This is a genomic window from Janthinobacterium kochi (assembly GCF_051380715.1).
Lineage (GTDB): Bacteria > Pseudomonadota > Gammaproteobacteria > Burkholderiales > Burkholderiaceae_D > Janthinobacterium.
Window position 1 is genome coordinate 222,490 of record NZ_JBNYXO010000002.1, and the last position, 21,493, is coordinate 243,982.

A 21,493-nucleotide genomic window follows, 5' to 3' on the forward strand; every position below is an offset into this window, starting at 1 on the left:
ATTAGTTCTCTATGGTGGAGGGGGTAGTCGGTACGGCATCGGCGTCGAGCGATTTTTGATATCCCTCGTTACGTCCATGCATGGTGTTCCAATTTACTAATTCGGGGCGCTGCTCCAGCAGGGACAGAACATCCTGCATTGAAAACCGCGTGTTTTTCCGGTACAGCGCGTCATAAATCATGGAAACCAGTTCGAAATCTTTCGGCTCGTCCACAGTCCAGCGCAAGTGCGACAAATCCGTGGCGCTACGATACACGCCCACCTTAAAGCGCTCGGATTGCTGGTGAATAAACGGAGTGACATGTTCGCGCTGCGATGGCAGACACGCTTCGCGCCACGCCTCATCCAGGCAAGAGGCACGAAAAATTTCCACATCGAGGCCATCCGGATAGGTGGCCTCGACACTATTGCTGACGTAGTCGTAGCCGCCGGCCAGATAAAACGCAATGACCTCGTCGATCAACGCCGGGTCGGTCAGTGGACAATCGGCCGTCAGGCGTACGATATGCTCGGGCGCAAACGTTTGCGCCGCTTGGTGAAAACGCTCCAGCACGTCGTTCAGATCGCCCCTGAAGCAAGCGATGCCGTTAGCCGCGCACAATGCTTCAATGGCGTCATCCGACGCTTCGCGGCTCGTTGCCACCAGCAATTGGTCGATCTGGCGCACGTCGCGCAAACGCTCGATCTGGCGCAGCAGCATCGGCTCGCCCAGCAAAGGCTTAAGCACCTTGCCTGGCAGCCGCGACGACGAAACACGGGCTTGCAATATTGCCAATATCATGATTTTCCCTTTGCACGCTGCCACAAGGCTGGATTGACGATCGCTTCGTCACTGATCGCAAACGCCTTATAGTTTTCGCGCGCGGCGCCTGCGGCCGTGTGTGCGGTCGCCGCGCATATTTCTTGTAGTTGCACACTGGAATTAACGCCACATACCACCTGGTCGATCTCCTCCAACCCGGCCACAAAGCCCAGCGCGGCTTGCAGCGGCGTCAAACCTTGTCCGGCAATAAAACGGTGATAGGCGGCCAAATGCTCGCGCACACCGTCAAAATGGGCCGGCAATTCATGGGGAGCCATCAACAGCAAGCCTTGCAGGAAGGCGGAACGGGCATGTATTTCGACACCAGCCTGTTTCAATTTGCGCAAATGTCCGCTATGCAGCAAACGCTGGTCCAGCACGTTGATGGGCAGCTGGATCAGGTCGATCGGGAAGCGCGCCAGTACGGCATCAATCTGCTGCCCGGTATAGACGGACACGCCAATCTTGCTGACCAGGCCCCGCTGCTTCAACAGCGCCATGCGGGCCATCAGCACTTCGCCCCCGGGCAACAACAAATCGTCGACGCGGTGGATCAGCAGGCCATAGACGCTGGGGCGCTGCAGCTTGCGCAGCGAGGCGTGCAGGCTGTCTTCCAGTTGCTGCGCCTCCACCTCGCTCAATGCCGAACCGGCAAACTGCGGTGTCTTAGTCACAATATCGAAAGGCGCGGCAGGCGACATTGCGCGGCCAAGCACCGCCTCGCTGTCGCCATACAGTGCCGCCGTATCGATCAATGTCAATTGCAGCTGGGCCGCAGCGGCCAGAATCGCCGCCACTTCCCCTTCGCTTACCTTGCCTGCCGTATTGGCGATACCATAATCGAGCCCGAACTGAACTGCGCCCAAGCCTATTTTCATTTCAGCGCTTTCCGCAAGGCCTCGATAACGCGGTCTTGCTGCTCTTCGGTGAAGGTGGCATACATAGGCAGGCTGATGGCTTGCGAATAATAATGTTCCGCTTCCGGGAAATCGCCAAGCCTGAAGCCTTTTGCCTCGTAGTAAGGCTGAATATGCACGGGAATATAGTGCAGATTGACGCCGATCGATTGCGCGCGCAGGGAATCGAAGACGTCGCGGTGCGTCTGCGTCAAGCGCTCGGTCTGCAGGCGGATCACATACAGGTGCAAGCCCGAATAACCGGCGGGATGCTGCCATGGCGTGATGACAGGAAAATCTGCCAGCAAGGCATCATAGCGGCGTGCCATGACATGACGGTGCGCCACGAAGTCATCGAGCCGCGCCATCTGGCTCAGGCCAAGCGCCGCCTGCATGTCGGTCATGCGGTAGTTGTAGCCGAGCGTGACCTGCTGGTAATACCATGCGCCATCGGGCGCATGTGTCATCAGTTCAGGGTCGCGCGTAATGCCATGGCTGCGCAGTTGCTGCAGGCTGGTCGCCAGCTGTGCGTCTTGCGTGGTCGCCATGCCGCCTTCGGCACTGGTAATAATCTTCACAGGGTGAAAACTGAAGACGGTAATGTCGCTGTAGCGGCAATTGCCTATGGGTTCGCCACGATACTTGCCGCCGATGGCATGCGAAGCATCTTCGATAATCTTGAAGCCATATTCCTGGCCCAATGCATGGATGGCGAGCATATCGCAAGGCTGCCCCGTCAAATGCACGGGGATGACCACCTTCGGCAGGCGCCCTGCCAGCTTCGCCTGCGCCAGCTTCCGTGCCAACGCCCCCACGCTCAAGTTATAGGTGCGCGCATCGATATCGACAAAGTCGACATCGGCGCCACAATACAAGGCGCAATTCGCACTGGCAACGAAGGTATTTGGGCTGGTCCAGACCAGATCCCCGGGGCCGACTCCCAATGCCAGACATGCGATATGCAAAGCACTCGTCGCGCTATTGACCGCTATCGCGTGGGATACACCGCAATATGCAGCCAGCGCTTGCTCAAACGCCGGCACCGCCGGCCCCTGCGTCAGAAAGTCGGAGCGCAAGACATCGACGACAGCCTGAATATCGGCCTCGGAAATATCCTGTCGGCCGTAAGGAATCATCGTCATGTTTTACGCGGTATGAGTTGGGTCAACGTGAGCCTGGATCAACTCGCGCAATTGTTCTTTACTCAGGAAATCGGTATTGCTGCCGCTGTCATAACAGAAACCCGGCGGCACCAATTTGGCGCCCATCTTGTCGCAATACTCTTGCGTCGAATACTTGGCGCTCATCGGCAGAATGGCGTAATACTTGCCCATGTCAACGGTATTAAAACTGTCGCTGGAAGTGATCATTTCCTCATGAATCTTTTCGCCCGGACGCACGCCAACAACAGGGAAGCTGCATTCGGGACCAATTGCCTCAGCCACATCAGTGATGCGGTAGGAAGGAATTTTCGGCACCAGCACTTCTCCGCCCCAGGCGTTCTCGAGCGACCACAATACCATGTCCACGCCCTCTTGCAGACTAATGTTGAAGCGAGTCATGGCGGTATCAGTAATCGGCAGGACACCCGTCGCGCGACGTTCGAGGAAGAATGGAATCACCGACCCGCGGCTGCCCATCACATTACCGTAACGCACAACGCTGAAACGCAGATCGCGATGGCCAACGATGTTATTTGCTGCAACGAACAGCTTATCCGAGCACAACTTGGTAGCGCCGTACAGATTGATCGGGGCGGCAGCCTTGTCGGTAGACAACGCAACTACGCGCTGCACATTAGTATCCAGGCAAGCCTCGATCAGGTTTTGTGCACCCAATACGTTGGTTTTGATGCATTCGAACGGGTTATATTCCGCTGCTGGCACTTGCTTCAGCGCAGCAGCATGAATCACGATATCAATACCTTCCAGCGCGCGGCGCAGACGGGCTTCGTCGCGGATATCTCCGATGAAATAACGGATACCGGCATACTTTTCGTCCGAAAACTCATGCGCCATTTCAAACTGCTTCAGTTCATCGCGCGAAAATACCACGAGGCGCTTGATGGTCGGATAACGTTCCAACACGGTTTTGACAAAGGCCTTGCCGAACGAACCCGTTCCGCCGGTAATAAGAATAGACTTATCTGATAACATTTTTATAGTTGATTTAAATGACAAAATTAGGATGAATTACAGCACCGAATACTTTATATTGCCAAAAAATTCACATCCGACAGATATGCATCATGAATTTTGCAAAAAAAATCACATCCTGGGCAATGCCATCAGTGGTTTGGTACTCAGTACTATCTGATCGTGGCTACAATCGAAAATGCGCCAAAAATATGGCACTTAAGGGATACAAGAGAAGCGCCAACCATTGCCGAAATTGGAAATAGGGCCAGGCTCAAGACACTAGGCGATTCCGAAATATTGACTTATCGTCAATAAAAATTTCCTAGCCAAAACTTGTGAATTTAAAACCACAATGAGAGATACTTCATTGTTGCTTTGTAAATTTCCCTGTATTTTAACATTATTGTGTTGTCAGAAATACGGTTTTTTCTATAGAAAACCACACTCTGCCATGTTTTCCCCGCTTGCTACATAGCAACGTAATATGCCCGCGCCACTGCCACCAGCATGCTGGACATAACACGACGCCTACGGAGGCATGCAGCAACTTGGCCAGAAGGGGTAAGTCGACACCCAAAACGAAGAGTGCTGCAGCCATGGCAGCCGAAGCAGCCATGCACCACCTCAAGCAATTATTGCCCCATGTACGCCTCATGCAACCGTACACAGGAACCGCAAACTGCAACGCAAGTTGTAAGCGCGCTGGAAGCACTGCCCCCCATCTGCCGCACACAAGTGATTACATAAAATGCAACTAAAATCGCAAAAGAAGACACCGTAACAGACATGAGTACCCGATAGTCACAATGATATACGCTTGCAACCTGCTTTTGCCAATGAAACAGCGTGCTTTTACACCTTGTCACAATTATTCATGGCGAACGGCACCTGAAGCTTTATAATGTTGTTCGCTGGACATGGTGCGCGCCCTCGCGTTGAATGAGCTTACTGGAAGACATTTCTTACATTTAAGTTTTGAACTGTAACCTACTCGCCTCCATCAATCTGCTTTCAGCAACTATGAGCAAATCTGATACATGCGACGACGCCGCTCCGAACCAGAGTGTTGCAGTACTTCACTTGACAGACTCCAGACATAGCCAGCATTGCACATGCCAGTTAGCAATTCAAAGGCCACCAACAAATCAGGTTAGCCCAAGCGATTGAGTGCGATCAATCAACTGGCCAGTTAGGCAGTCACTTAGAACCAATGCGCACCTTACCAGGTTGACACATCCCATACAGAATAATTGAAAGCAATAAAATGTCTATCGAAAACAGCGATATGAAAGAAAGTTCTCTGAATACGCACACTCAATCCTCCGCGAAAAATATACGTGACGACGGATTCAATCTGAGCGATCTGGCGGTGGCATTATGGCGCTCGCGCGGCACGGTCGCCGGCATTACGGCACTGACCATGGTATTGGGCCTTTCCATTGCCGTAGTCACAGGAAAATACAAAAGCGAAGGATTTTTCCAGTTTGGCGGCGCAATCCCCATTGTACCCATTGTGGATAAGAAGGCAAAAGAACCGCTATCGGGAATTACTCTGGCGAACTACAAGCGTTACGCAGCGGTATACAACAGCGCAGACAGATATGCGGACTACTTTGCGCAAACCAAGCTTTCTGGAAATGCCGACGCTGAAGCCCTGCTGCTAAAAAGCAGTTCACGCGAAGGTATCGCTACCTTGATCGAGCCGGTTTTCCCTTTCACCAAGCTCGATGCCAAAGAATTCGGCATGGAAACCAATAAGGAAGACAGTAATAATATCATTGGCCTGCGCATCATGTACACGGCGGCAACGCCGGAATCTGCGCAAAAAGGCGTGGCGTTATTGGGCAACTATGCCATGGACACGATCATCTATCAGATTTATGCTGACCTGATGCGCTTCAAGGATACCGAGATTTCGGCAAAGATCACGCAACTTGATAATGACATTATTGAGCAAAACAAAAAAATTGAAGAATTATCACGTAAAAATAGCGATCTGAAAATCGTTGTATCGCGTTATCCGGCGCCAGCGGCACAAGGCGTGCGCCAGGTTGTGTCTATTACCGAGGAAACCGCACGCTATCTGTCGCCAACTAACCAGTTGATGACCAATGAAATCGAAATAGCAGAAACAAAAGAAGAATTGCTAAAAATCCGGCGCGAAAAAATGCAACTCATGTTATTCCGTGAGTATTATGCCAAGGCTAAAGAGTTGCTAAACGGGAGCAACTCGGGGGAAGCCATTCTGCGCGGACTGGAACCCATCAAAGTGGCACTCTTCAAGGATAAAGACCTGAATGATGAGGTAACCAAGGAAGTTTTCAATCGTATCACTATTAGTAATAAAAATGCAATTAACCTATATCTGGAAAAAAGCCGTTTCATTGCCGGCCCCAACCTGCCCAAGCAGCGTGCAGGAAGCCTGCTGCAGGCTCTGCTGATCAGTTTGGTCTTGGGGCTCGTCTTGTCGGCCTGCATCATTGGCGGCCGTACTTGGTGGAAGAACAACCAGCGCAATCTACTGGAATAAAGTCTGGCTGTTCGCTAGCGGTATCTGCAGCAATAAAAAAAACCGGCAATACTCTGTGAGTATTGCCGGTTTTTTATTGCATGCCATACCGATAAGGCTGATTGCCATGCGCGCCGACGCTACAGATGCGTCGGTAAGCAGAGCAACTATTGCTTCAACAACCCACCCAGCAACGCCGCCACCCTCTGCTTCGGCTTGGCCGCGACAGGCGCCATGCTGGCGGCAGCGGGGGCCGCTGCCTTGGCGGGCTCATACGGCTTCAGGAACCAGGGATCGGCCTTTTCGCGGCGGGCGCCAGGACCAAAGGCGGGACGCGTACTACTGCGCTCGGCAGAGCGGCTGTCGCGGCTGTCCCCAGCATGGCGGCTCTCGGGGGTGCGTGCGGGACGCGCCTCGCTACCTTCGGTCCGGCGCGGCGGGCGGCGCTCGCTGTCACTGCTGCGGGCAGGAGCCGGATTAAAGCCCGTCAATTCGCCGCGCTTGATGCTTTGCTTGATGAGTTTCTCGATATCGGCCAGCAAGCGCTCGTCTTTATCCGAATAGATCGAAATGGCGTCGCCCGAGGCGCCGGCGCGGCCCGTACGGCCGATGCGGTGCACATAGTCTTCCGCGTTGTACGGCAAGTCGAAATTGATCACACACGGCAAGTCAGAAATATCCAGGCCGCGCGCCGCCACGTCGGTAGCGACCAGCACATCGATCTCGCCCTTCTTGAACGATTCCAGCGCTGCCATGCGTTCCTGCTGGCTCTTGTCGCCGTGGATCGCCGTGGCGCTCATGCCTTCCTGCTCCAGCACGCGGGCCAGGCGCGAAGCGCCGATCTTGGTATTCGAAAATATGATGACCTGCTTCAGGTCGCGCTGGCGCAGCAAATGGGCCACCACGGCGTGTTTCTGGTCTTCCGTCACCTTGTAGACCACTTGCGTGACCTTGTCGGCCGTCTGGTTGCTGCGCGCCACTTCGATCGTCAGCGGATCGTTGAGGAAGGTTGCGGCCAGCTTCTTGATTTCTGGCGAGAACGTGGCCGAGAACATCAGGTTCTGGCGTTGCTTCGGCAGCAAGTTGATGATGCGCTGCAAGTCCGGCAAGAAGCCCATGTCCAGCATGCGGTCGGCCTCATCCATGACCAGCATCTGCACCTGGCTCAGGCTGATGTTCTTTTGCTCGATATGATCAAGCAAGCGGCCCGGCGTGGCGATGACGATTTCCACGCCCCCGCGCAAGAGGACGGTTTGCGGTTTCATGTCCATGCCGCCAAAAACGACGGTCGAGCGCAGCGGCGTGTGCTTGGCGTAAGCCTTGACGTTTTCGGCCACCTGCACCGCCAGTTCGCGGGTCGGGGTCAGGATCAGCGCGCGCACCGGATGGCGGGCGGGCGACATGCTGCTGCTGGCGTGGGCCAGCAGCAACTGGATGATCGGCAGCGAGAAGCCGGCCGTCTTGCCGGTGCCCGTCTGCGCGGCGCCCATCACATCGCGGCCTTGCAGCACCACGGGAATGGCCTGTTCCTGGATCGGTGTCGGATGGGTGTAACCCTGATCGGTCAGTGCGCGCTGGATTTCAGGCGCGAGGCCAAAGTCGGCAAAAGTCAGGCTGGGGGCAGCGGATGCGGCAGGTGCAGGTGCAGGTGCAGCGGTAACGGGTGCCGCTTCAGGGGCAATCGCCGGGCTGGGCGTAGGAGTCGATTCGGTTTCAGACATAAATTTTCTGGTGTGCCTCCGCACTGCGGAAGCCATGCTTTCTCAATAAACAACATTTCGGGGCACAGGCAGCTCCGTCTTGCAAGCCATGGATCATCGTTCTTGCGGCACCTCCGTGCTCCGGGACATGCTGTATGGCGTATGCGGGAGCGTCGAAGAGATGTGCTGCGATGGCGGCGGAGATCGCGCCGGCGGAACATCGCGCGCAGAAGATACAATATCAGTGCTGTAAACGATACCCTAATTCACCGCAACTGTACACGGAAACCGTGATTTTTGAGCAAAAAGCGTTCCAGCAATGGCACGCCGGAATGCCGTATGATGCCTGCTCCGATGCCAGCTCCGCCGTCGCCTGCCCCAACCATGCCCACCCCGCCTTTGCCCCACGATCCGCAACCGCAAGCGCCCAGCAAGCCGAGCAATGACGAGTGCTGCCACAGCGGTTGCACCTTTTGCGTGCTGGAAATGTACCAGGAAGACCTGGCCGCCTACGAAGAGGCCCTGAGGGCGTGGCAGCAGCGCCAGCAAGCCGCTGCCACGCCTGCCACCCAAGGCATCAAAACACCGCGCAAGCGCGCTTAATTTCTTAATTAAAAGCTTTCCCACACATCCGCCGACACCACGGCAGCAGGCGGCTTGACCGGCGCGGCGGCCCCCTCTCGGCAGTACTGGCAACGTCGATCATGCGCGTTTTCTTCAGCCTCACGTCGGCATCCTGCACGGCCAGCATGGGCGTCAGTTCCCAGCAGCGGAAATCGCTGAGTTGTTCCACAAGGAAATACGGAAGCAGGCGTAGGAGTCGGATGACACGAGGCAATGTTCCTAGCCTACATAAGCGCGTCGGCTCATCCGATGCCCGTCCGCGTCTCCTCGTCCTATAGTGGATACAAGATTCAGCACAACGCTAGCAAGCCAGAAAAGCAGCGCCATCCAACAAAATCAGAAGACGAGGCCCTACCATGTACAAAGCTTATAGCAACCTGACCCCAGCAACGCATAGCCACGCCGCCCAGCACAACTGGCAAGCCGCTCCCGCCACGCCCATGATCAGCATCACAGGCGCGCAACAGAACGAATTGCTGCGCGCCTTGTCGCGCGCCGATCTGGAGCGCCTGTTTTGCCAGTTGGAACTGGTCGCGTTACCTGCCGGCAAGCACCTGTTCGATTGCGGCGGCAAGATTGAATACACGTATTTCCCCACCAACGCCATCGTTTCCCTGCTGTATGTAATGGAAGACGGCGCCACCACCGAGATCGCCGTCATCGGCCGCGAAGGCGTGGCTGGCGTAGTGCTGTACGAAGCCGAGCGCGCCACCTGCACTGCCATCGTGCAGACGGCCGGCTACGGCTACCGCCTGAAAACAGCCTTCCTGCGCGAAGTGTTCAATGAAGGCGGCGCCTTGGCCCAATTGCTGATGCGCTACACCAGCGCCATGTTTGCGCAAATGGCGCAGAATGTGGTGGGCGGGCGTCATTGCAGCATCGAACAAAAGCTGTGCCGCTGGCTGCTGGACCGCCTCGACCGCTCCCTGTCGAACGAGCTGAAGGTGACGCAAGACACCATGGCCAACATGCTGGGCGTGCGCCGCGAAAGCGTCACCGTCACGGCCCGCAAACTGCAAGACGAAGGCTTGATCCAGTACCGCCGCGGCACCGTCGAAGTGCTCGACCGCGAAGGCCTGGAAACGGCCGCCGGCAATTGCTACAAGGCAGCGCGCGCCGGTTTCGAACAATTCCGCAGCGGGATCAGCGCACATAATTAAGCCACGTCGCAAGGTCGTGCGACAGGAAAGCAACACCTTGCACCGCCAGTCTTGCCTTGCAACAATCCAGCCTCTATCATTCTCGTTGAAATTACCACATAGAAACTTTAATTTCCATTGGCGTATTTGACGCGTGGTTTGACCAACGACTGGAGTACGTAAGCATGAAACAGCAACACTTGATCGCCGCCCTGCTGGCAGGCATGTTCTGCGCAAGCCAAGCCCAGGCAGAAATAGCCATCGCCGCCGACGTGGGTACGACTGGCGTCGGCGCGCACCTGAGCGTGCCGCTGCAATCGAATCTGAATGCCCGTTTTGGCGTCGGCTTCCTGAATTACTCCTACGACTCCAGCACCGACGACGTCGACTACAAGCTGAAACTCAAGCTGCGCACCTTCGACGCCCTGCTTGACTACTTCCCCATGGACGGCGCCTTCCGCGTGAGCGCCGGCGTCGTGTACAACGGCAACAAAATCGATGCCAAAGGCAAGCCGAACAAAAACGGCAGCTACACACTGAACGGCAACACCTATACGGCAGCCAGCGCTGGCCAGCTGGACGGCACCATCGATTTCCGCAAGGTCGCGCCCTATATCGGCATCGGCTGGGGCAACCCGGTGAAAGAAGCCGGCTGGGGCATTTCCAGCGACATCGGCGTATTGTTCCAGGGTTCGCCGAAAACCGCGCTGCGCAATACCGGCTGCGACCCGCTGGTGTGCGCCGCCCTGAAAACGGACGTTGCCGCTGAAAACGACAAACTGGCCGACAAGGTCAAGGATTTCAAGGCGTATCCGGTGCTGCGCATCAGCGCCAGCTACCGCTTCTAAGCTGGCGCCAACCCGCCAGGCACGATATCGAGGCACGCTACGGCGTGCCTTTTGCATATCCAGGGTTCTTGAAGCGGCGCCGCAGGCCAGGCATTGCGGCACGAACAGCTGTGCGGATTGCTGCCCTCGCCTGTTACGTCGAAGCGCACGGCGCCATATAAACAGCCGCCTGCCTGCACCGCATTCTCCATTGCGTCTCCTCGTTTGCAGCCTTGCGTACCCGGCCAGCTGGCAAGTACCCGGTACAATATTGCCATAAACCCCTCCCTGGCGCGACGCGCAGCGCAGCGCGCCGGCACTATGAAAGAATGAATGGAAGACATCAATTGCGAAGGCTTGCCGCACATCCGTGTACTGGCCGGCGAAAATACCAGCGGCCCCGTGTATGAAACCCTGCCGGCACGCCAGATCGACGAGCACGTCTATGAACTGCTGGCCTCGCCCGGCCTGACCTTGAACCTGGCGCGCGGCGACATCATCAGCATCGCCGACCCGCTCGCCCCCGCAGAAGTATTAAAGCGCGGCGGCAACTTCTGCATCCAGATCTACGCCGACAACGTGCCGCAAGGAGCAGTGGACCAGCTCGAACGCGACGTGCAAAGCCAGCTGAACGGCACCATGGACGGACAGTACAAAGGCAATCTTACCTTTAGCGTGCCGGGACACCACGGCATCTACAAAGTCAACGGCCCCTTCGACGCCTTCCGCACAGCGACGGGCGTGGAATGGTACTTCGCCAATATCTACGTCAACCTCGATGACGACGATGATGAAACCTTGCTCAACTGGTGGGTAGATAGGTAAGCATGCCCGTGCACCAGGCAGGGCCATGACACATGTCAATGCTCCGTATTGCTCTGGCACACATCAAGCTGCTTGCCCGCGCCCTGCGTACGCTCTCGCTATCGTCAACCACTGAGAGAAACGCTATGCCCTACATTGCGCGTGCCGACTATGCAAAGCCAATCGTGGGAAATGGCGAGTGCGTTACCCTGGTCAGACACCTCACTGGCGCCCGCGCCTCATCGCTTTGGCGCGAAGAAGACAAACGGACTGCAGTCCGGCCAGCGCCGGGTGCTCGCTGGAAACGGCATCGAAGACGGGCCATGTAGCGGCCGGCCAGCGTCGCCACCCAAGGCTCCTACAATTGACATATCTCAAGGTAGCGGCGCAGCACCTTATCCATGCCCAGTTCGATGCATTCGACCACCAATGCATGGCCGATCGACACTTCCAGGATGCCGGGAATGTCCAGGAAGCGCTAGGTTGTGCAAATCGAGGTCGTGCCCGGCATTCACGCCCAAGCCCAACGCCTGTGCCCGCCGCGCCGCCTGCAAATACGTGTCAAATACGGCATCGGCCTGCGCACCGCCATAACTCTCGGCAAACCGCTCCGTGTACAGCTCGACCCGCGCCGCCCCCACTTCGCGCGCCCATTCCAGCGCCGGATAATCGGCATCGACAAACAGACTGACGCGGATGCCCAGCTCGTTCAATTGCGCAATGGCGGGACGCAACAACGCTGCGTGCTGCTCGATATCCCAACCGTGATCGGACGTCAATTGCCCCGGCATGTCGGGCACCAGCGTGCATTGCGCCGGGCGCGCATCTTTCACGACCTGCAGAAATTCCGCCGTCGGATACCCTTCCACATTCAACTCGCGTCCCCGCTCCGCGCACAGGCGCTGCAACGGGGCGACATCGTCGTAACGCGCATGGCGCTGGTCCGGGCGCGGGTGCAAGGTGATGCCGGCTGCACCCAGATCGAGAAAGCGCGCGGAAAACGCGAGCAGGTCGGGGAAATTGCGGCCGCGAGAATTGCGCAGCAGGGCGATTTTATTGACGTTGACGGAGAGCTGGGTCATGAGCAGGAGTGAAGTGGGGGGGACAGGTCTGGCAGCGATTGTAGCGGATCGCCCGTGCAGGCGATGACCAACCGAACTCAGCACTACGTGCTACGATGCAAGACAAGTTCCTTTCAATACATACCATGACCTACCAGCTATTCCTGTTTGACCTGGACGATACCCTGCTCGATTTCAGGGCGTCCGAGAAACGCTCGTTCCTGCACACCATGCACGAACTGGGCTTGCGTGACGGCATCGATGGACTATTCACCCAGTACCAGGCGATCAACGTCGACCTGTGGAAACGTTTCGAGACGGGCGACGTGAGCAAGGATTTCCTGAAGGTGGAACGCTTCCGCAAGACGTTTGCACTGAGCGGTATCGCCATCGACCCGGAACTGGCCAGCCGTTTGTATCTGGACTCGCTGCCGGACACGGTCGTGCTCATCGATGGCGCCAGAGAAGTGTGTAAAACGCTGTCGCGCATCGGTGAAGTGGGCATCATCACCAACGGCGTCGAGTCCATCCAGAACCGCCGTATCGCCGCGTCCGGCCTGAGCGACTACATCACCTTCGTCGCCACCTCCGAAGCGTGCGGCCACGCCAAGCCGGACGTGCGCTTCTTTGAATACGCCGCCAACATGGCGCGCGCATTCCGCAAGGAAACAACGATCATCATCGGCGACCGCCTCGACGCCGACATCCTCGGCGCCAACCGCTACGGCATCGACAGCTGCTGGTTCAACCCGGACAGCATGGCCAATACCTCAGCCGCCATCCCCACTTGTGAAGTGTCCAGTCTGCATGACATCGTGCCGGCGCTGGACCTGATGCAAGTCAAGCTGAAACAGGCTTGATCTTCCACAAGCACACCACCTGAAATACGCTGGCAGCGGCACGAAAACACGCCGCTACTCGCGTACCATCAGGACTCATCCATCCCGGTGCCAGCCCATGCCTCCCTTCATCGTCCTGCTCGCCATCGCGGCCTTTATCCTGTTCTTTGTCATGCTGGGCAAGCGCCAGGCTGCCAAGTCCAGCAGGCCGCTGCGGCTGCAAAGAAAACCCGTCATGACGGCGCGCGAGCAGCAGATGTACCACCTGCTGCAAACGGCCTTGCCGGAATGCACGGTGCTGGCGCAAGTGGCGTTTTCCGCGCTGGTAACGGCGCAGGGATGGACAAACAGAAACCGTTTCGACCGCAAGGTGGCCGATTTTCTCCTGTGTAGCAAGCAGTTGAATGTCCTCGCCGTGATCGAGCTCGACGACAGCAGCCACGCCGGCCGCGAACGCCAAGACAAGGAACGCGACGCCATACTCAGGCTGGCAGGTTATGTGACCTTGCGCTATGCAAACTTCCCTACCCAGCAGGCGCTGCGCGCCGACATCGAAAAACTGCTGCTAAAAAAAGCCGGTGTCGTATCTGCCTGATGACACCATCCAGACATCAATCGCGCGTCAGCACTTCCAGCAACTCAATCTCGAAGATCAAATTGGAATGCGGCGGTATCAAACCCACCTGCCGCTCGCCATACGCCAGATGCGCCGGCACCCACAGCTTGCGCGTGCCACCGACCTGCATGCCGTGCAAACCCAGAATCCAGCCCTGAATGACCTTGTTATTGCTCAACACACAGCGAAAAGGCTCGCCCCGCTTGTGCGACGAGTCAAACTCCGTGCCATCTTCCAGCCAGCCCCGGTAGTGGGCCGTGATCAGCGCGCCGCGTGCCGCCACCTTGCCATCACCCACCACGATATCGTCAATCTTCACTTCAGCCGTCATCTCGTTTCATCCCTCATCAATCGCCATGCCGCGATTGTGCGACAACACGAAAAAGCCCCGGCAGTCACCCGCCGGGGCTCATTCCATTGCTGCTAAATTCTGGTGGGCCTCCCGTGAGTCGAACACGGCACCAACGGATTATGAGTCCGCTGCTCTAACCAAGCATGAGCTAGAGGCCCGGGGGACTGCGGCGTGGCGGCGTTGTTGAAACCCGCCTCGCGGCCGTTTTGGAAACGGACACGCGAGGATAGGGGTATCAGGGGCGCACGTCAAGCCCTATTGGCTTCTAGTTGCCTTCCAAGAAGCTTTTCAGCTTGTCGGAGCGCGATGGGTGGCGCAGCTTGCGCAGCGCCTTGGCTTCGATCTGGCGGATGCGCTCGCGCGTCACGTCAAATTGCTTGCCCACTTCTTCCAGCGTATGGTCGGTAGACATCTCGATGCCGAAACGCATGCGCAGCACTTTCGCTTCGCGTGGCGTCAGGGAGTCGAGCACATCCTTGACCACGCCGCGCATGGACGCGTGCAGGGCCGCGTCGGCCGGCGCCAGGGTGTTGTTGTCCTCGATGAAGTCGCCCAGGTGGGAATCGTCGTCGTCGCCGATCGGCGTTTCCATCGAGATCGGTTCCTTGGCGATTTTCATGATCTTGCGGATCTTGTCCTCGGGCATTTCCATCTTGATCGCCAGGGTCGCCGGATCGGGTTCCGCGCCCGTTTCCTGCAGGATCTGGCGAGAAATCCGGTTCATCTTGTTGATCGTCTCGATCATGTGCACGGGAATGCGGATCGTGCGCGCTTGGTCGGCGATCGAGCGTGTGATGGCCTGGCGGATCCACCAGGTCGCATAGGTCGAGAACTTGTAGCCGCGGCGATACTCGAACTTGTCGACGGCCTTCATCAGGCCGATATTGCCTTCCTGGATCAGGTCGAGAAATTGCAGGCCGCGGTTCGTGTATTTCTTGGCGATCGAAATGACCAGGCGCAAGTTCGCCTCCGTCATTTCGCGTTTGGCCTTGCGCGCCTTCATTTCACCGGCCGCCATCTGGCGGTTGATGTTGCGCAAGTCCGGCAGCGGTAGCACGACGCGCGCCTGCAGGTCGATCAGGCGTTGCTGCAGTTCCTTGACGGTCGGAATGTTGCGGCCCAGGATGGCGCTGTACGCGTGTCCTGCGTTGACTTCGCCATCGACCCAGTCCAGGTTGGTTTCATTGCCCGGGAAGACCTTGATGAAGTGGGCGCGCGGCATGCCGCAGCGGTTCACGGCCACGTCGAGGATCTGCTTCTCGATATGGCGCACTTCATCGACCTGGCCGCGCAAGGTGTCGCACAGCTTTTCCACCACCTTGGCCGTGAAGCGGATGCCCAGCAACTCTTGCGAAATGGCTTCCTGCGCCTTGGCGTAGGGCTTGGAGTTATAGCCTTCTTTTTCGAAAGCGCGGCGCATCTTGTCGAACTGCTGCGAAATGACGGCGAATTTTTCCAGCGCCGTGCGTTTCAGGGTTTCCAGCTGCTCGGCCGAGAAACCGGCGGCGCCCGAAGCGCTCGCCTCTTCCTCTTCTTCGACTTCCTCTTCTTCCGCTTCGCCTTCTTCCTCGTCTTCTTCGACGGGAGCGGCAGCGACAGGAGCGGCGGCGACTGGTTCGTTGTCATCGACGAGGCCGTCGACGATTTCGTCGATCTTGATCTCTTCGTTGGCGATGCGGTCGGCGGCGGCGATAATCTCGGCGATCGTCACGGGACAGGCAGAAATGGCCTGGATCATGTCTTTCAAGCCATCTTCGATGCGCTTGGCAATCTCGATCTCGCCTTCGCGCGTCAGCAGTTCGACCGAACCCATCTCGCGCATATACATGCGCACCGGGTCGGTGGTGCGGCCGAAATCGGAATCGACGGTCGACAATGCGGCCTCGGCCGCTGCTTCCGCCTCGTCGTCGCTGGTGACGACGGCAACGTTATCGGACAGCAACAACGTTTCCGCATCGGGCGCGTGTTCGTAGACGGCAATGCCCATGTCATTGAAGGTACCGATGATGCCTTCGATGGCTTCCGGATCGACGATGTTTTCAGGCAAGTGATCGTTGATTTCCGCGTAGGTCAGGAAACCGCGTTCCTTGCCGAACTTGATCAGGGTCTTGAGTTTCTGACGCCGGCGCTCGAGTTCTTCCTCGCTCGCTTCCGTGTCGGACGAGAACGCGTCTTTCAGCAGCGCGCGCTCCTTCGCCTTGCGGTCCTTGGCCTTGGCCTTGTCGACGGCCTTCAGTTCGGCCCGCTCAACGGCGTTCAGCGCGGCGACTTCATCATTTTCTGGCTGGAATTCTTTTGGCTTGCGGCCGCGGCGGCCCGGCACTTTTACCGACGGCAAGACATAGCCGGACGTATCGATGGCCGCCAGGGTGGCAGCATCGGTAGTCTGGCTGACCACGGGCGCGCTGGTCACGCGTGCTTCTGGCCGGTCGAGCGCCTTTTCGGCTTTCGTGGTAACTTTAGTGGGCTTTGCAGCCGCTTTGGATTCGGGTTTCTTGATTGGCACAGGCGCTTTCGATTACACAACGACTTGCTTTACGGTGGATTAGGATAAAGTTTGCTGCCAGTTCCCTGTCTACCTGCGGGAACCACCATCTTCGAACCTGCCGACAACGCAAATTCGACACTGTTACGTTACTTACACCTCATCGGCCACGATCCGCGGGAAGCGCAGCAATTCCTGTCCACCGGCTGTTGCCAGCCGCCTCGGCAAAAATTCCTGCATCGACCGCGTTGGGAGCGAGAGCCTGGCGCGGCTTGCCAGCGTCTGCAAGCCATGCCCGCAACGCCGAAAACGCCAGTTGGCTCTGGCTGCCGACACGATCCACCGCGCCGATCAAGAGCCTAACTTACTGAAAACAAATACTATTTACGAAACAGAACTAGCTTGCCAAAGCACACAATACTTAGCATTTAATTATAGCACGCGAAAAATGTTTTTCCAGTGCGCGCGATACCCCCAGAGCAAGATTAGCGATTCACCAACTCGGCATCGCGCTCACGCTCCAACTCGCCTTGCTCCTGCGTGATTTCGCGGTAGCGTACACCAATTTTCTCCGATGGCAAACCCGACGCAAACAATTGCTGCAATTCCGCCTTCAAGGCATTCAATTTGATCTCGCGGATGGTGCTCACCAGCCACGACAATTCGCTGTCGTAATCGGATTCCGTGCCGGCCGCGATCTCGCCGATGATCTCGTCGTATTCGCTGCCCAGCTCCTTCAACTGCTGCGCCAGCGCGGCAAAACTGCCGTGCTCGCCCAGCGCCTGGCCCACGGCCACCAGTTGCCCCAGGCTATGGGCCGCATCCGGCCCCAGATGCTGGAAAGCGGTCAGGGCAGCCTCGTCGATGCGCAGGCTCAGGGGCGGATGCGCCACCAGCATGCGCATGATCTTCAATTCCAGCCCCACTGGCACGGGGCGACCCGATTTCGGCGGCGCGCGGCGCGCCACGGCAACCGGCTTCGCCAGCTCGAACAGGGCTTCGATCTCGGCCGGCGTGGACTGCGTCAGTTGCGCCAGGCCACGCACGATTTGCAGACGCAACGACGACGGCGCCATCAACTGCAGCAGGGGCTTGGCGTCGAACTGCACGCGGGCGCGCCCTTCCGGTTCGGACAGATCATGCTCGCCCGACACTTCCTTGAGCAGGAACTGCGACAGCGGCATGGCTTCGTGCACTTGCTGCTCAAAACCTTCGGTGCCAAATTCGCGGATATAACTGTCCGGATCATGTTCCGACGGCAAGAACAGGAATTTGATGGTCTTATTGTCCGACACGTGGGCCAGGCTCGCTTCCAGCGCGCGGCGGGCGGCGCGGCGGCCAGCCTTGTCGCCGTCGAAGCTGAAAATCACGTTATCGGTCTGGCGCAGCAGTTTTTGCACGTGCGTGGGCGTGCACGCCGTGCCCAGGGTAGCCACCGCTTGCGGGAAACCCATCTGCGCCAGCGCCACCACGTCCATGTAGCCCTCCGTCACCAGCACATAGCCGGCGTCGCGGATGGCCTGGCGCGCCTCGAACAGCCCATATAGTTCGAATCCCTTGGAAAACAAGGGGGTTTCCGGCGAGTTCAGGTATTTCGGCTCGCCATGGTCGAGCACGCGGCCACCAAAAGCGATGACCTGGCCCTTGGTATTGCGAATCGGAAACATGATGCGTTCGCGGAAACGGTCGTAGCGCTTGCGGTTGTTACCCTCTTCGTCGACCTTGTCGATCACGAGACCGGCTTCAGCCAGGGCCACCACGTCGTAATCGGGGAAGACGGAGCGCAGGTTGTCCCAGCCGCCGGGCGCAAAACCCATGCCGAAGCGAGCGGCCACTTCGCCCGTCAAGCCCCGGTTCTTCAGGTAGGCGATGGCTTCCGGCGCGTGGCGCAATTGCCCGCGGTAATAATCGCAGGCCTGCGTCATGGCGTCGGACAGGGCCATGCTTTGCGCCTGGATTTGCGCGCGCTGGGCCGGCGGGATCTTGTCGTCCGCTTCCGGCACGACCATGCCCACGTTCTGCGCCAGATCCTTGACGGCGTCGACAAAACCCATGCCCGAGTACTCGATCAGGAAGCCGATCGAGGTGCCATGCGCGCCACAGCCGAAGCAGTGATAGAACTGCTTGGTGGGGCTGACGGTAAAGCTGGGCGATTTTTCACTGTGGAACGGGCACAAGCCCATGAAATTGGCGCCACCTTTTTTCAGTTGCACATAGCGGCCCACGACATCGACGATATCGACGCGGTTGAGCAAATCGGAAATGAAGGATTGAGGTATCACTGGCTAGGGCGGGTCTTGTTATAGGTCAGACTATACTACCGCACGTGGCCTGAGGTTGAGCCAGGTCAACGTGTGGGCGATTTGAGCGGCTGCCAGCATGGGCCGGCAGCCGATTACTACTATTGCATGCTTACGCTGCCGGCGTCAGGGCTTTCTTGACCAGGGCGGAAACAACCGTCATGTCGGCGCGACCGGCCAGCTTCGGCTTGACGATGGCCATGACCTTGCCCATGTCTTGCGGACCGGCGGCGCCAGAGGCGGCCACGGCAGCCGCCACTTCGGCCGCCACTTCTTCGTCCGACAGGCCGGCAGGCATATAGCCCGCCAGGTGCACCAGCTCGGCTTTTTCGATGTCGGCCAGGTCGGCACGGCCACCGGCTTCGAACTGGGTGATCGAATCCTTGCGCTGCTTGATCATCTTTTCCACGATGGCCGTCACGTGGGCATCCGTCAATTCGATGCGCTCGTCGACTTCCTTGCGCTTGATTTCCGCCAGCAACAGGCGAATCGTGCCCAGCTTGCCCGCTTCCTTGGCGCGCATGGCGTTTTTCATGTCTTCGGTAATTTGTTCTTTCAAGCTCATGGCAATCCTCGTGTTGGTAAGTGGGGTTCGATGCTCGTGTGGTTCGGTGCTCGTGTGTGCACACTAAGCAGGCAGCCACAAAAGCGAAAACCCGCTGCGGCGAACCGGAGCGGGTATGCGACTCATCTGAAGTATCACTCCAGGCGAATCAAAACAAAACCCGTGGCGAACAATGCGCCGAACTACCCGGGTTGGTTCTGACTGAACAGTCTTAGAATAATTTTTTCGGCAGTTGTTGGCTGCGGATGCGTTTGTAATGACGCTTTACAGCAGCTGCCAGCTTGCGCTTGCGCTCAGCTGTTGGCTTTTCGTAGAATTCGCGTGCGCGCAATTCGGTCAGCAGACCCGTTTTTTCGATGGTGCGTTTGAAGCGACGCATTGCGACTTCGAACGGCTCGTTTTCTTTAAGGCGAATAGTGGTCATGTAAAATTCAAACCGTTGAGGTGGTGTATAGGAAGAGATAGATAGTAGCAGCTTTTATTCGGAAAGGGAAGCCCCTCCCCCACTTGCGTGCGGCATGCAGCCTGCGATCACTGCCGGAATGTGGCGTAAACCACGCACCGGGGCCGGCGCACCGGGCGCCAGAACCCCATCCTACAGACTTGCTTACTGCAAGGCAATACCTGCCGCCACGCCCGAGGCCCAGGCCCACTGGAAGTTGTAGCCGCCCAGCCAGCCCGTCACGTCGACCGATTCGCCGATGAAATACAGGCCCGGCACCTTGTTGGCCATCATGGTCTGCTGCGACAGTTCGCGCGTATCGATGCCGCCGCGCGTCACTTCGGCCTTGCGGTAGCCTTCGGAGCCGTTCGGCACGATGGACCAGGCATTGATGGCCTGGCCCAGCTTGCGCAGCTGCGCGTCGGGCATGTCGGCGATGCGCGCGTCCGGCGCCAGGCCGTTGACGGCCAGCAGGCAGTCGGCCAGACGCTGCGGCAGCCATTGCGCGACGATATTGCCCAGTTGCTTCTTCAGGGTGCCCTTGCCTTCGATCAAGGTCTGCGCCACGTCCACTTCCGGCAACAGATTGATGACGATGGGCTCGCCCGGCAGCCAGTAGCTGGAAATCTGCAAAATCGCCGGACCCGACAGACCACGGTGCGTGAACAGCAAATCTTCGCGGAAACGCGCGCCCGTTGCCTTGCGGCCTTTCAGGCTGCCCGTTTCCACATCCACTTCCAGGGCGATGCCGGACAATTCCGCGAACGGCGCCCAGCTGTCCGCATCGAACGTCAGCGGCACCAGGGCCGGACGCGGTTCGACCATCGCCAGGTCGAATTGTTTGGCGATGCGGTAGGCAAAATCAGTGGCGCCGATCTTCGGGATTGACAGGCCGCCCGTGGCGATGACGATGCTGGCCGTCTCGATGTCGCCGCTATCGGTCTGCAGCACGAAGCCGCCGTCAGTTTGCTGGACAACATTATCAATCTTGCACGGCATACGCCAATGCACGCCGCCAGCGGCGCACTCGTCCTTGAGCATGTCGATGATCAGCTCGGCCGATTCGTTGCAAAACAGCTGGCCCTTGTGCTTCTCGTGGTAGCCGATCCGGTATCTTTTCACCAGCGCGAGGAAATCCTGCGGCGTGTAGCGCGACAGCGCACTCTTGCAGAAATGCGGGTTTTCCGAGAGGAAATTTTGCGGGGTGGCGTTGATATTGGTGAAATTGCAACGCCCACCACCCGAGATGCGGATCTTTTCGGCCAGCTTGGCCGCGTGATCGATCAACACCACGCGCTTGCCTTGCTGGGCGGCAACAGCCGCACACATCATGCCGGCCGCGCCCGCGCCGATCACTGCCACATCAAATTGTTTTGCCATAAGAATTCCGCTCA

General features: G+C 57.9%; 20 protein-coding genes and 1 tRNA gene. 7 read left to right on the forward strand and 14 right to left on the reverse strand.

Annotation, left to right across the window (positions count from 1 at the left end; translation table 11 throughout):
* Position 1: 1 nt before the first annotated feature.
* Genes ACQ4WL_RS05310 through pseB form a run of 4 tightly spaced genes read right to left on the reverse strand, consistent with a single transcriptional unit; the run spans position 2 to position 3,854 of the window.
* Positions 2–781 (reverse strand): cytidylyltransferase domain-containing protein, encoded by a 780-nt coding sequence (locus tag ACQ4WL_RS05310; RefSeq protein WP_436508558.1) that lies wholly within the window; start codon positions 779–781, stop codon positions 2–4.
* Positions 778–1,680 carry an aldo/keto reductase gene (locus ACQ4WL_RS05315; RefSeq protein ID WP_436508560.1) on the reverse strand — a complete coding sequence of 301 codons (903 nt, stop codon included), beginning with the start codon at positions 1,678–1,680 and terminating at the stop codon, positions 778–780. Before ACQ4WL_RS05315 ends, ACQ4WL_RS05310 begins: the two co-directional genes overlap by 4 nt.
* Positions 1,677–2,834: a UDP-4-amino-4,6-dideoxy-N-acetyl-beta-L-altrosamine transaminase gene (gene pseC / locus ACQ4WL_RS05320; protein ID WP_436509093.1), complete on the reverse strand. Its 1,158-nt coding sequence runs from the start codon at positions 2,832–2,834 to the stop codon at positions 1,677–1,679. The genes ACQ4WL_RS05315 and pseC overlap by 4 nt, the downstream gene beginning before the upstream one ends.
* Positions 2,835–2,843: 9 nt before the next feature.
* Positions 2,844–3,854 (reverse strand): UDP-N-acetylglucosamine 4,6-dehydratase (inverting), encoded by a 1,011-nt coding sequence (gene pseB / locus ACQ4WL_RS05325; RefSeq protein WP_436508561.1) that lies wholly within the window; start codon positions 3,852–3,854, stop codon positions 2,844–2,846.
* A 1,246-nt stretch (positions 3,855–5,100) separates the two neighbouring features.
* Between pseB and ACQ4WL_RS05330 the strand changes: the two genes are divergently transcribed.
* Positions 5,101–6,366, forward strand: coding sequence for a lipopolysaccharide biosynthesis protein (locus ACQ4WL_RS05330; RefSeq protein WP_436508562.1), 1,266 nt, complete (start codon positions 5,101–5,103; stop codon positions 6,364–6,366).
* A gap of 146 nt (positions 6,367–6,512) precedes the next feature.
* On the opposite strand, the gene ACQ4WL_RS05335 is transcribed toward ACQ4WL_RS05330, so the two are convergent.
* Positions 6,513–8,066: a DEAD/DEAH box helicase gene (locus ACQ4WL_RS05335; protein ID WP_436508563.1), complete on the reverse strand. Its 1,554-nt coding sequence runs from the start codon at positions 8,064–8,066 to the stop codon at positions 6,513–6,515.
* Positions 8,067–8,429: 363 nt separating this feature from the next.
* Between ACQ4WL_RS05335 and ACQ4WL_RS05340 the strand changes: the two genes are divergently transcribed.
* From ACQ4WL_RS05340 to ACQ4WL_RS05355, 4 genes are all read left to right on the forward strand, one after another.
* Positions 8,430–8,648: an oxidoreductase-like domain-containing protein gene (locus tag ACQ4WL_RS05340; protein WP_436508564.1), complete on the forward strand. Its 219-nt coding sequence runs from the start codon at positions 8,430–8,432 to the stop codon at positions 8,646–8,648.
* 461 nt (positions 8,649–9,109) lie between these two features.
* Positions 9,110–9,829: a Crp/Fnr family transcriptional regulator gene (locus ACQ4WL_RS05345; RefSeq protein ID WP_436509094.1), complete on the forward strand. Its 720-nt coding sequence runs from the start codon at positions 9,110–9,112 to the stop codon at positions 9,827–9,829.
* Positions 9,830–9,993: 164 nt separating this feature from the next.
* On the forward strand, positions 9,994–10,656 hold the full coding sequence (locus ACQ4WL_RS05350; protein ID WP_436508565.1) for a hypothetical protein: 663 nt from the start codon (positions 9,994–9,996) through the stop codon (positions 10,654–10,656).
* A 312-nt stretch (positions 10,657–10,968) separates the two neighbouring features.
* A complete protein-coding gene (locus ACQ4WL_RS05355) occupies positions 10,969–11,460 on the forward strand; it encodes a DUF4265 domain-containing protein (protein ID WP_436508566.1) in 492 nt (163 codons plus the stop codon).
* 337 nt (positions 11,461–11,797) lie between these two features.
* On the opposite strand, the gene ACQ4WL_RS05360 is transcribed toward ACQ4WL_RS05355, so the two are convergent.
* Positions 11,798–11,866 (reverse strand): hypothetical protein, encoded by a 69-nt coding sequence (locus ACQ4WL_RS05360; protein WP_436509095.1) that lies wholly within the window; start codon positions 11,864–11,866, stop codon positions 11,798–11,800.
* Complete coding sequence (locus ACQ4WL_RS05365; RefSeq protein WP_436508567.1) at positions 11,835–12,521, reverse strand: pyridoxine 5'-phosphate synthase; 687 nt, start codon at positions 12,519–12,521, stop codon at positions 11,835–11,837. Before ACQ4WL_RS05365 ends, ACQ4WL_RS05360 begins: the two co-directional genes overlap by 32 nt.
* A gap of 125 nt (positions 12,522–12,646) precedes the next feature.
* On the opposite strand from ACQ4WL_RS05365, the gene ACQ4WL_RS05370 reads away from it, so the two are divergent.
* Positions 12,647–13,360 carry a YjjG family noncanonical pyrimidine nucleotidase gene (locus ACQ4WL_RS05370; protein WP_436508569.1) on the forward strand — a complete coding sequence of 238 codons (714 nt, stop codon included), beginning with the start codon at positions 12,647–12,649 and terminating at the stop codon, positions 13,358–13,360.
* Between the two features lie 97 nt (positions 13,361–13,457).
* Entirely contained in the window at positions 13,458–13,934 is a 477-nt protein-coding gene (locus tag ACQ4WL_RS05375; RefSeq protein ID WP_436508571.1) for a DUF2726 domain-containing protein, read from the forward strand.
* 16 nt (positions 13,935–13,950) lie between these two features.
* Here the strand turns inward: ACQ4WL_RS05375 and ACQ4WL_RS05380 are convergent, their stop codons facing one another.
* The 7 genes from ACQ4WL_RS05380 to ACQ4WL_RS05410 form a co-directional block, all read right to left on the reverse strand.
* The gene (locus ACQ4WL_RS05380) at positions 13,951–14,286 is read right to left on the reverse strand and encodes an FKBP-type peptidyl-prolyl cis-trans isomerase (protein ID WP_436508573.1); all 336 of its coding nucleotides are present in this window, start codon (positions 14,284–14,286) and stop codon (positions 13,951–13,953) included.
* Between the two features lie 100 nt (positions 14,287–14,386).
* Positions 14,387–14,465 (reverse strand) — tRNA-Ile (locus tag ACQ4WL_RS05385).
* A 107-nt stretch (positions 14,466–14,572) separates the two neighbouring features.
* Positions 14,573–16,813 carry an RNA polymerase sigma factor RpoD gene (rpoD, locus tag ACQ4WL_RS05390; protein ID WP_436508575.1) on the reverse strand — a complete coding sequence of 747 codons (2,241 nt, stop codon included), beginning with the start codon at positions 16,811–16,813 and terminating at the stop codon, positions 14,573–14,575.
* Positions 16,814–17,277: 464 nt separating this feature from the next.
* The gene (gene dnaG, locus ACQ4WL_RS05395) at positions 17,278–19,074 is read right to left on the reverse strand and encodes a DNA primase (protein WP_436508576.1); all 1,797 of its coding nucleotides are present in this window, start codon (positions 19,072–19,074) and stop codon (positions 17,278–17,280) included.
* 130 nt (positions 19,075–19,204) lie between these two features.
* Positions 19,205–19,657 carry a GatB/YqeY domain-containing protein gene (locus tag ACQ4WL_RS05400; protein WP_058049818.1) on the reverse strand — a complete coding sequence of 151 codons (453 nt, stop codon included), beginning with the start codon at positions 19,655–19,657 and terminating at the stop codon, positions 19,205–19,207.
* 211 nt (positions 19,658–19,868) lie between these two features.
* Complete coding sequence (gene rpsU, locus ACQ4WL_RS05405) at positions 19,869–20,081, reverse strand: 30S ribosomal protein S21 (protein ID WP_008451879.1); 213 nt, start codon at positions 20,079–20,081, stop codon at positions 19,869–19,871.
* 183 nt (positions 20,082–20,264) lie between these two features.
* Entirely contained in the window at positions 20,265–21,479 is a 1,215-nt protein-coding gene (locus ACQ4WL_RS05410) for a BaiN/RdsA family NAD(P)/FAD-dependent oxidoreductase (RefSeq protein ID WP_436508578.1), read from the reverse strand.
* Between the last annotated feature and the right edge of the window lie 14 nt (positions 21,480–21,493).

Coding starts and splice junctions, on each gene's coding strand:
- ACQ4WL_RS05315 (WP_436508560.1), bottom strand. CDS start 1,680: ATGAAAATAGGCTTGGGCGCAGTTCAGTTCGGGCTCGATTATGGTATC.
- ACQ4WL_RS05355 (WP_436508566.1), top strand. CDS start 10,969: ATGGAAGACATCAATTGCGAAGGCTTGCCGCACATCCGTGTACTGGCC.
- ACQ4WL_RS05370 (WP_436508569.1), top strand. CDS start 12,647: ATGACCTACCAGCTATTCCTGTTTGACCTGGACGATACCCTGCTCGAT.
- ACQ4WL_RS05410 (WP_436508578.1), bottom strand. CDS start 21,479: ATGGCAAAACAATTTGATGTGGCAGTGATCGGCGCGGGCGCGGCCGGC.
- ACQ4WL_RS05345 (WP_436509094.1), top strand. CDS start 9,110: ATGATCAGCATCACAGGCGCGCAACAGAACGAATTGCTGCGCGCCTTG.
- pseB (WP_436508561.1), bottom strand. CDS start 3,854: ATGTTATCAGATAAGTCTATTCTTATTACCGGCGGAACGGGTTCGTTC.
- ACQ4WL_RS05375 (WP_436508571.1), top strand. CDS start 13,458: ATGCCTCCCTTCATCGTCCTGCTCGCCATCGCGGCCTTTATCCTGTTC.
- ACQ4WL_RS05335 (WP_436508563.1), bottom strand. CDS start 8,066: ATGTCTGAAACCGAATCGACTCCTACGCCCAGCCCGGCGATTGCCCCT.
- ACQ4WL_RS05330 (WP_436508562.1), top strand. CDS start 5,101: ATGTCTATCGAAAACAGCGATATGAAAGAAAGTTCTCTGAATACGCAC.
- ACQ4WL_RS05400 (WP_058049818.1), bottom strand. CDS start 19,657: ATGAGCTTGAAAGAACAAATTACCGAAGACATGAAAAACGCCATGCGC.
- ACQ4WL_RS05350 (WP_436508565.1), top strand. CDS start 9,994: ATGAAACAGCAACACTTGATCGCCGCCCTGCTGGCAGGCATGTTCTGC.
- ACQ4WL_RS05365 (WP_436508567.1), bottom strand. CDS start 12,521: ATGACCCAGCTCTCCGTCAACGTCAATAAAATCGCCCTGCTGCGCAAT.
- pseC (WP_436509093.1), bottom strand. CDS start 2,834: ATGATTCCTTACGGCCGACAGGATATTTCCGAGGCCGATATTCAGGCT.
- ACQ4WL_RS05310 (WP_436508558.1), bottom strand. CDS start 781: ATGATATTGGCAATATTGCAAGCCCGTGTTTCGTCGTCGCGGCTGCCA.
- ACQ4WL_RS05380 (WP_436508573.1), bottom strand. CDS start 14,286: ATGACGGCTGAAGTGAAGATTGACGATATCGTGGTGGGTGATGGCAAG.
- ACQ4WL_RS05340 (WP_436508564.1), top strand. CDS start 8,430: ATGCCCACCCCGCCTTTGCCCCACGATCCGCAACCGCAAGCGCCCAGC.
- rpsU (WP_008451879.1), bottom strand. CDS start 20,081: ATGACCACTATTCGCCTTAAAGAAAACGAGCCGTTCGAAGTCGCAATG.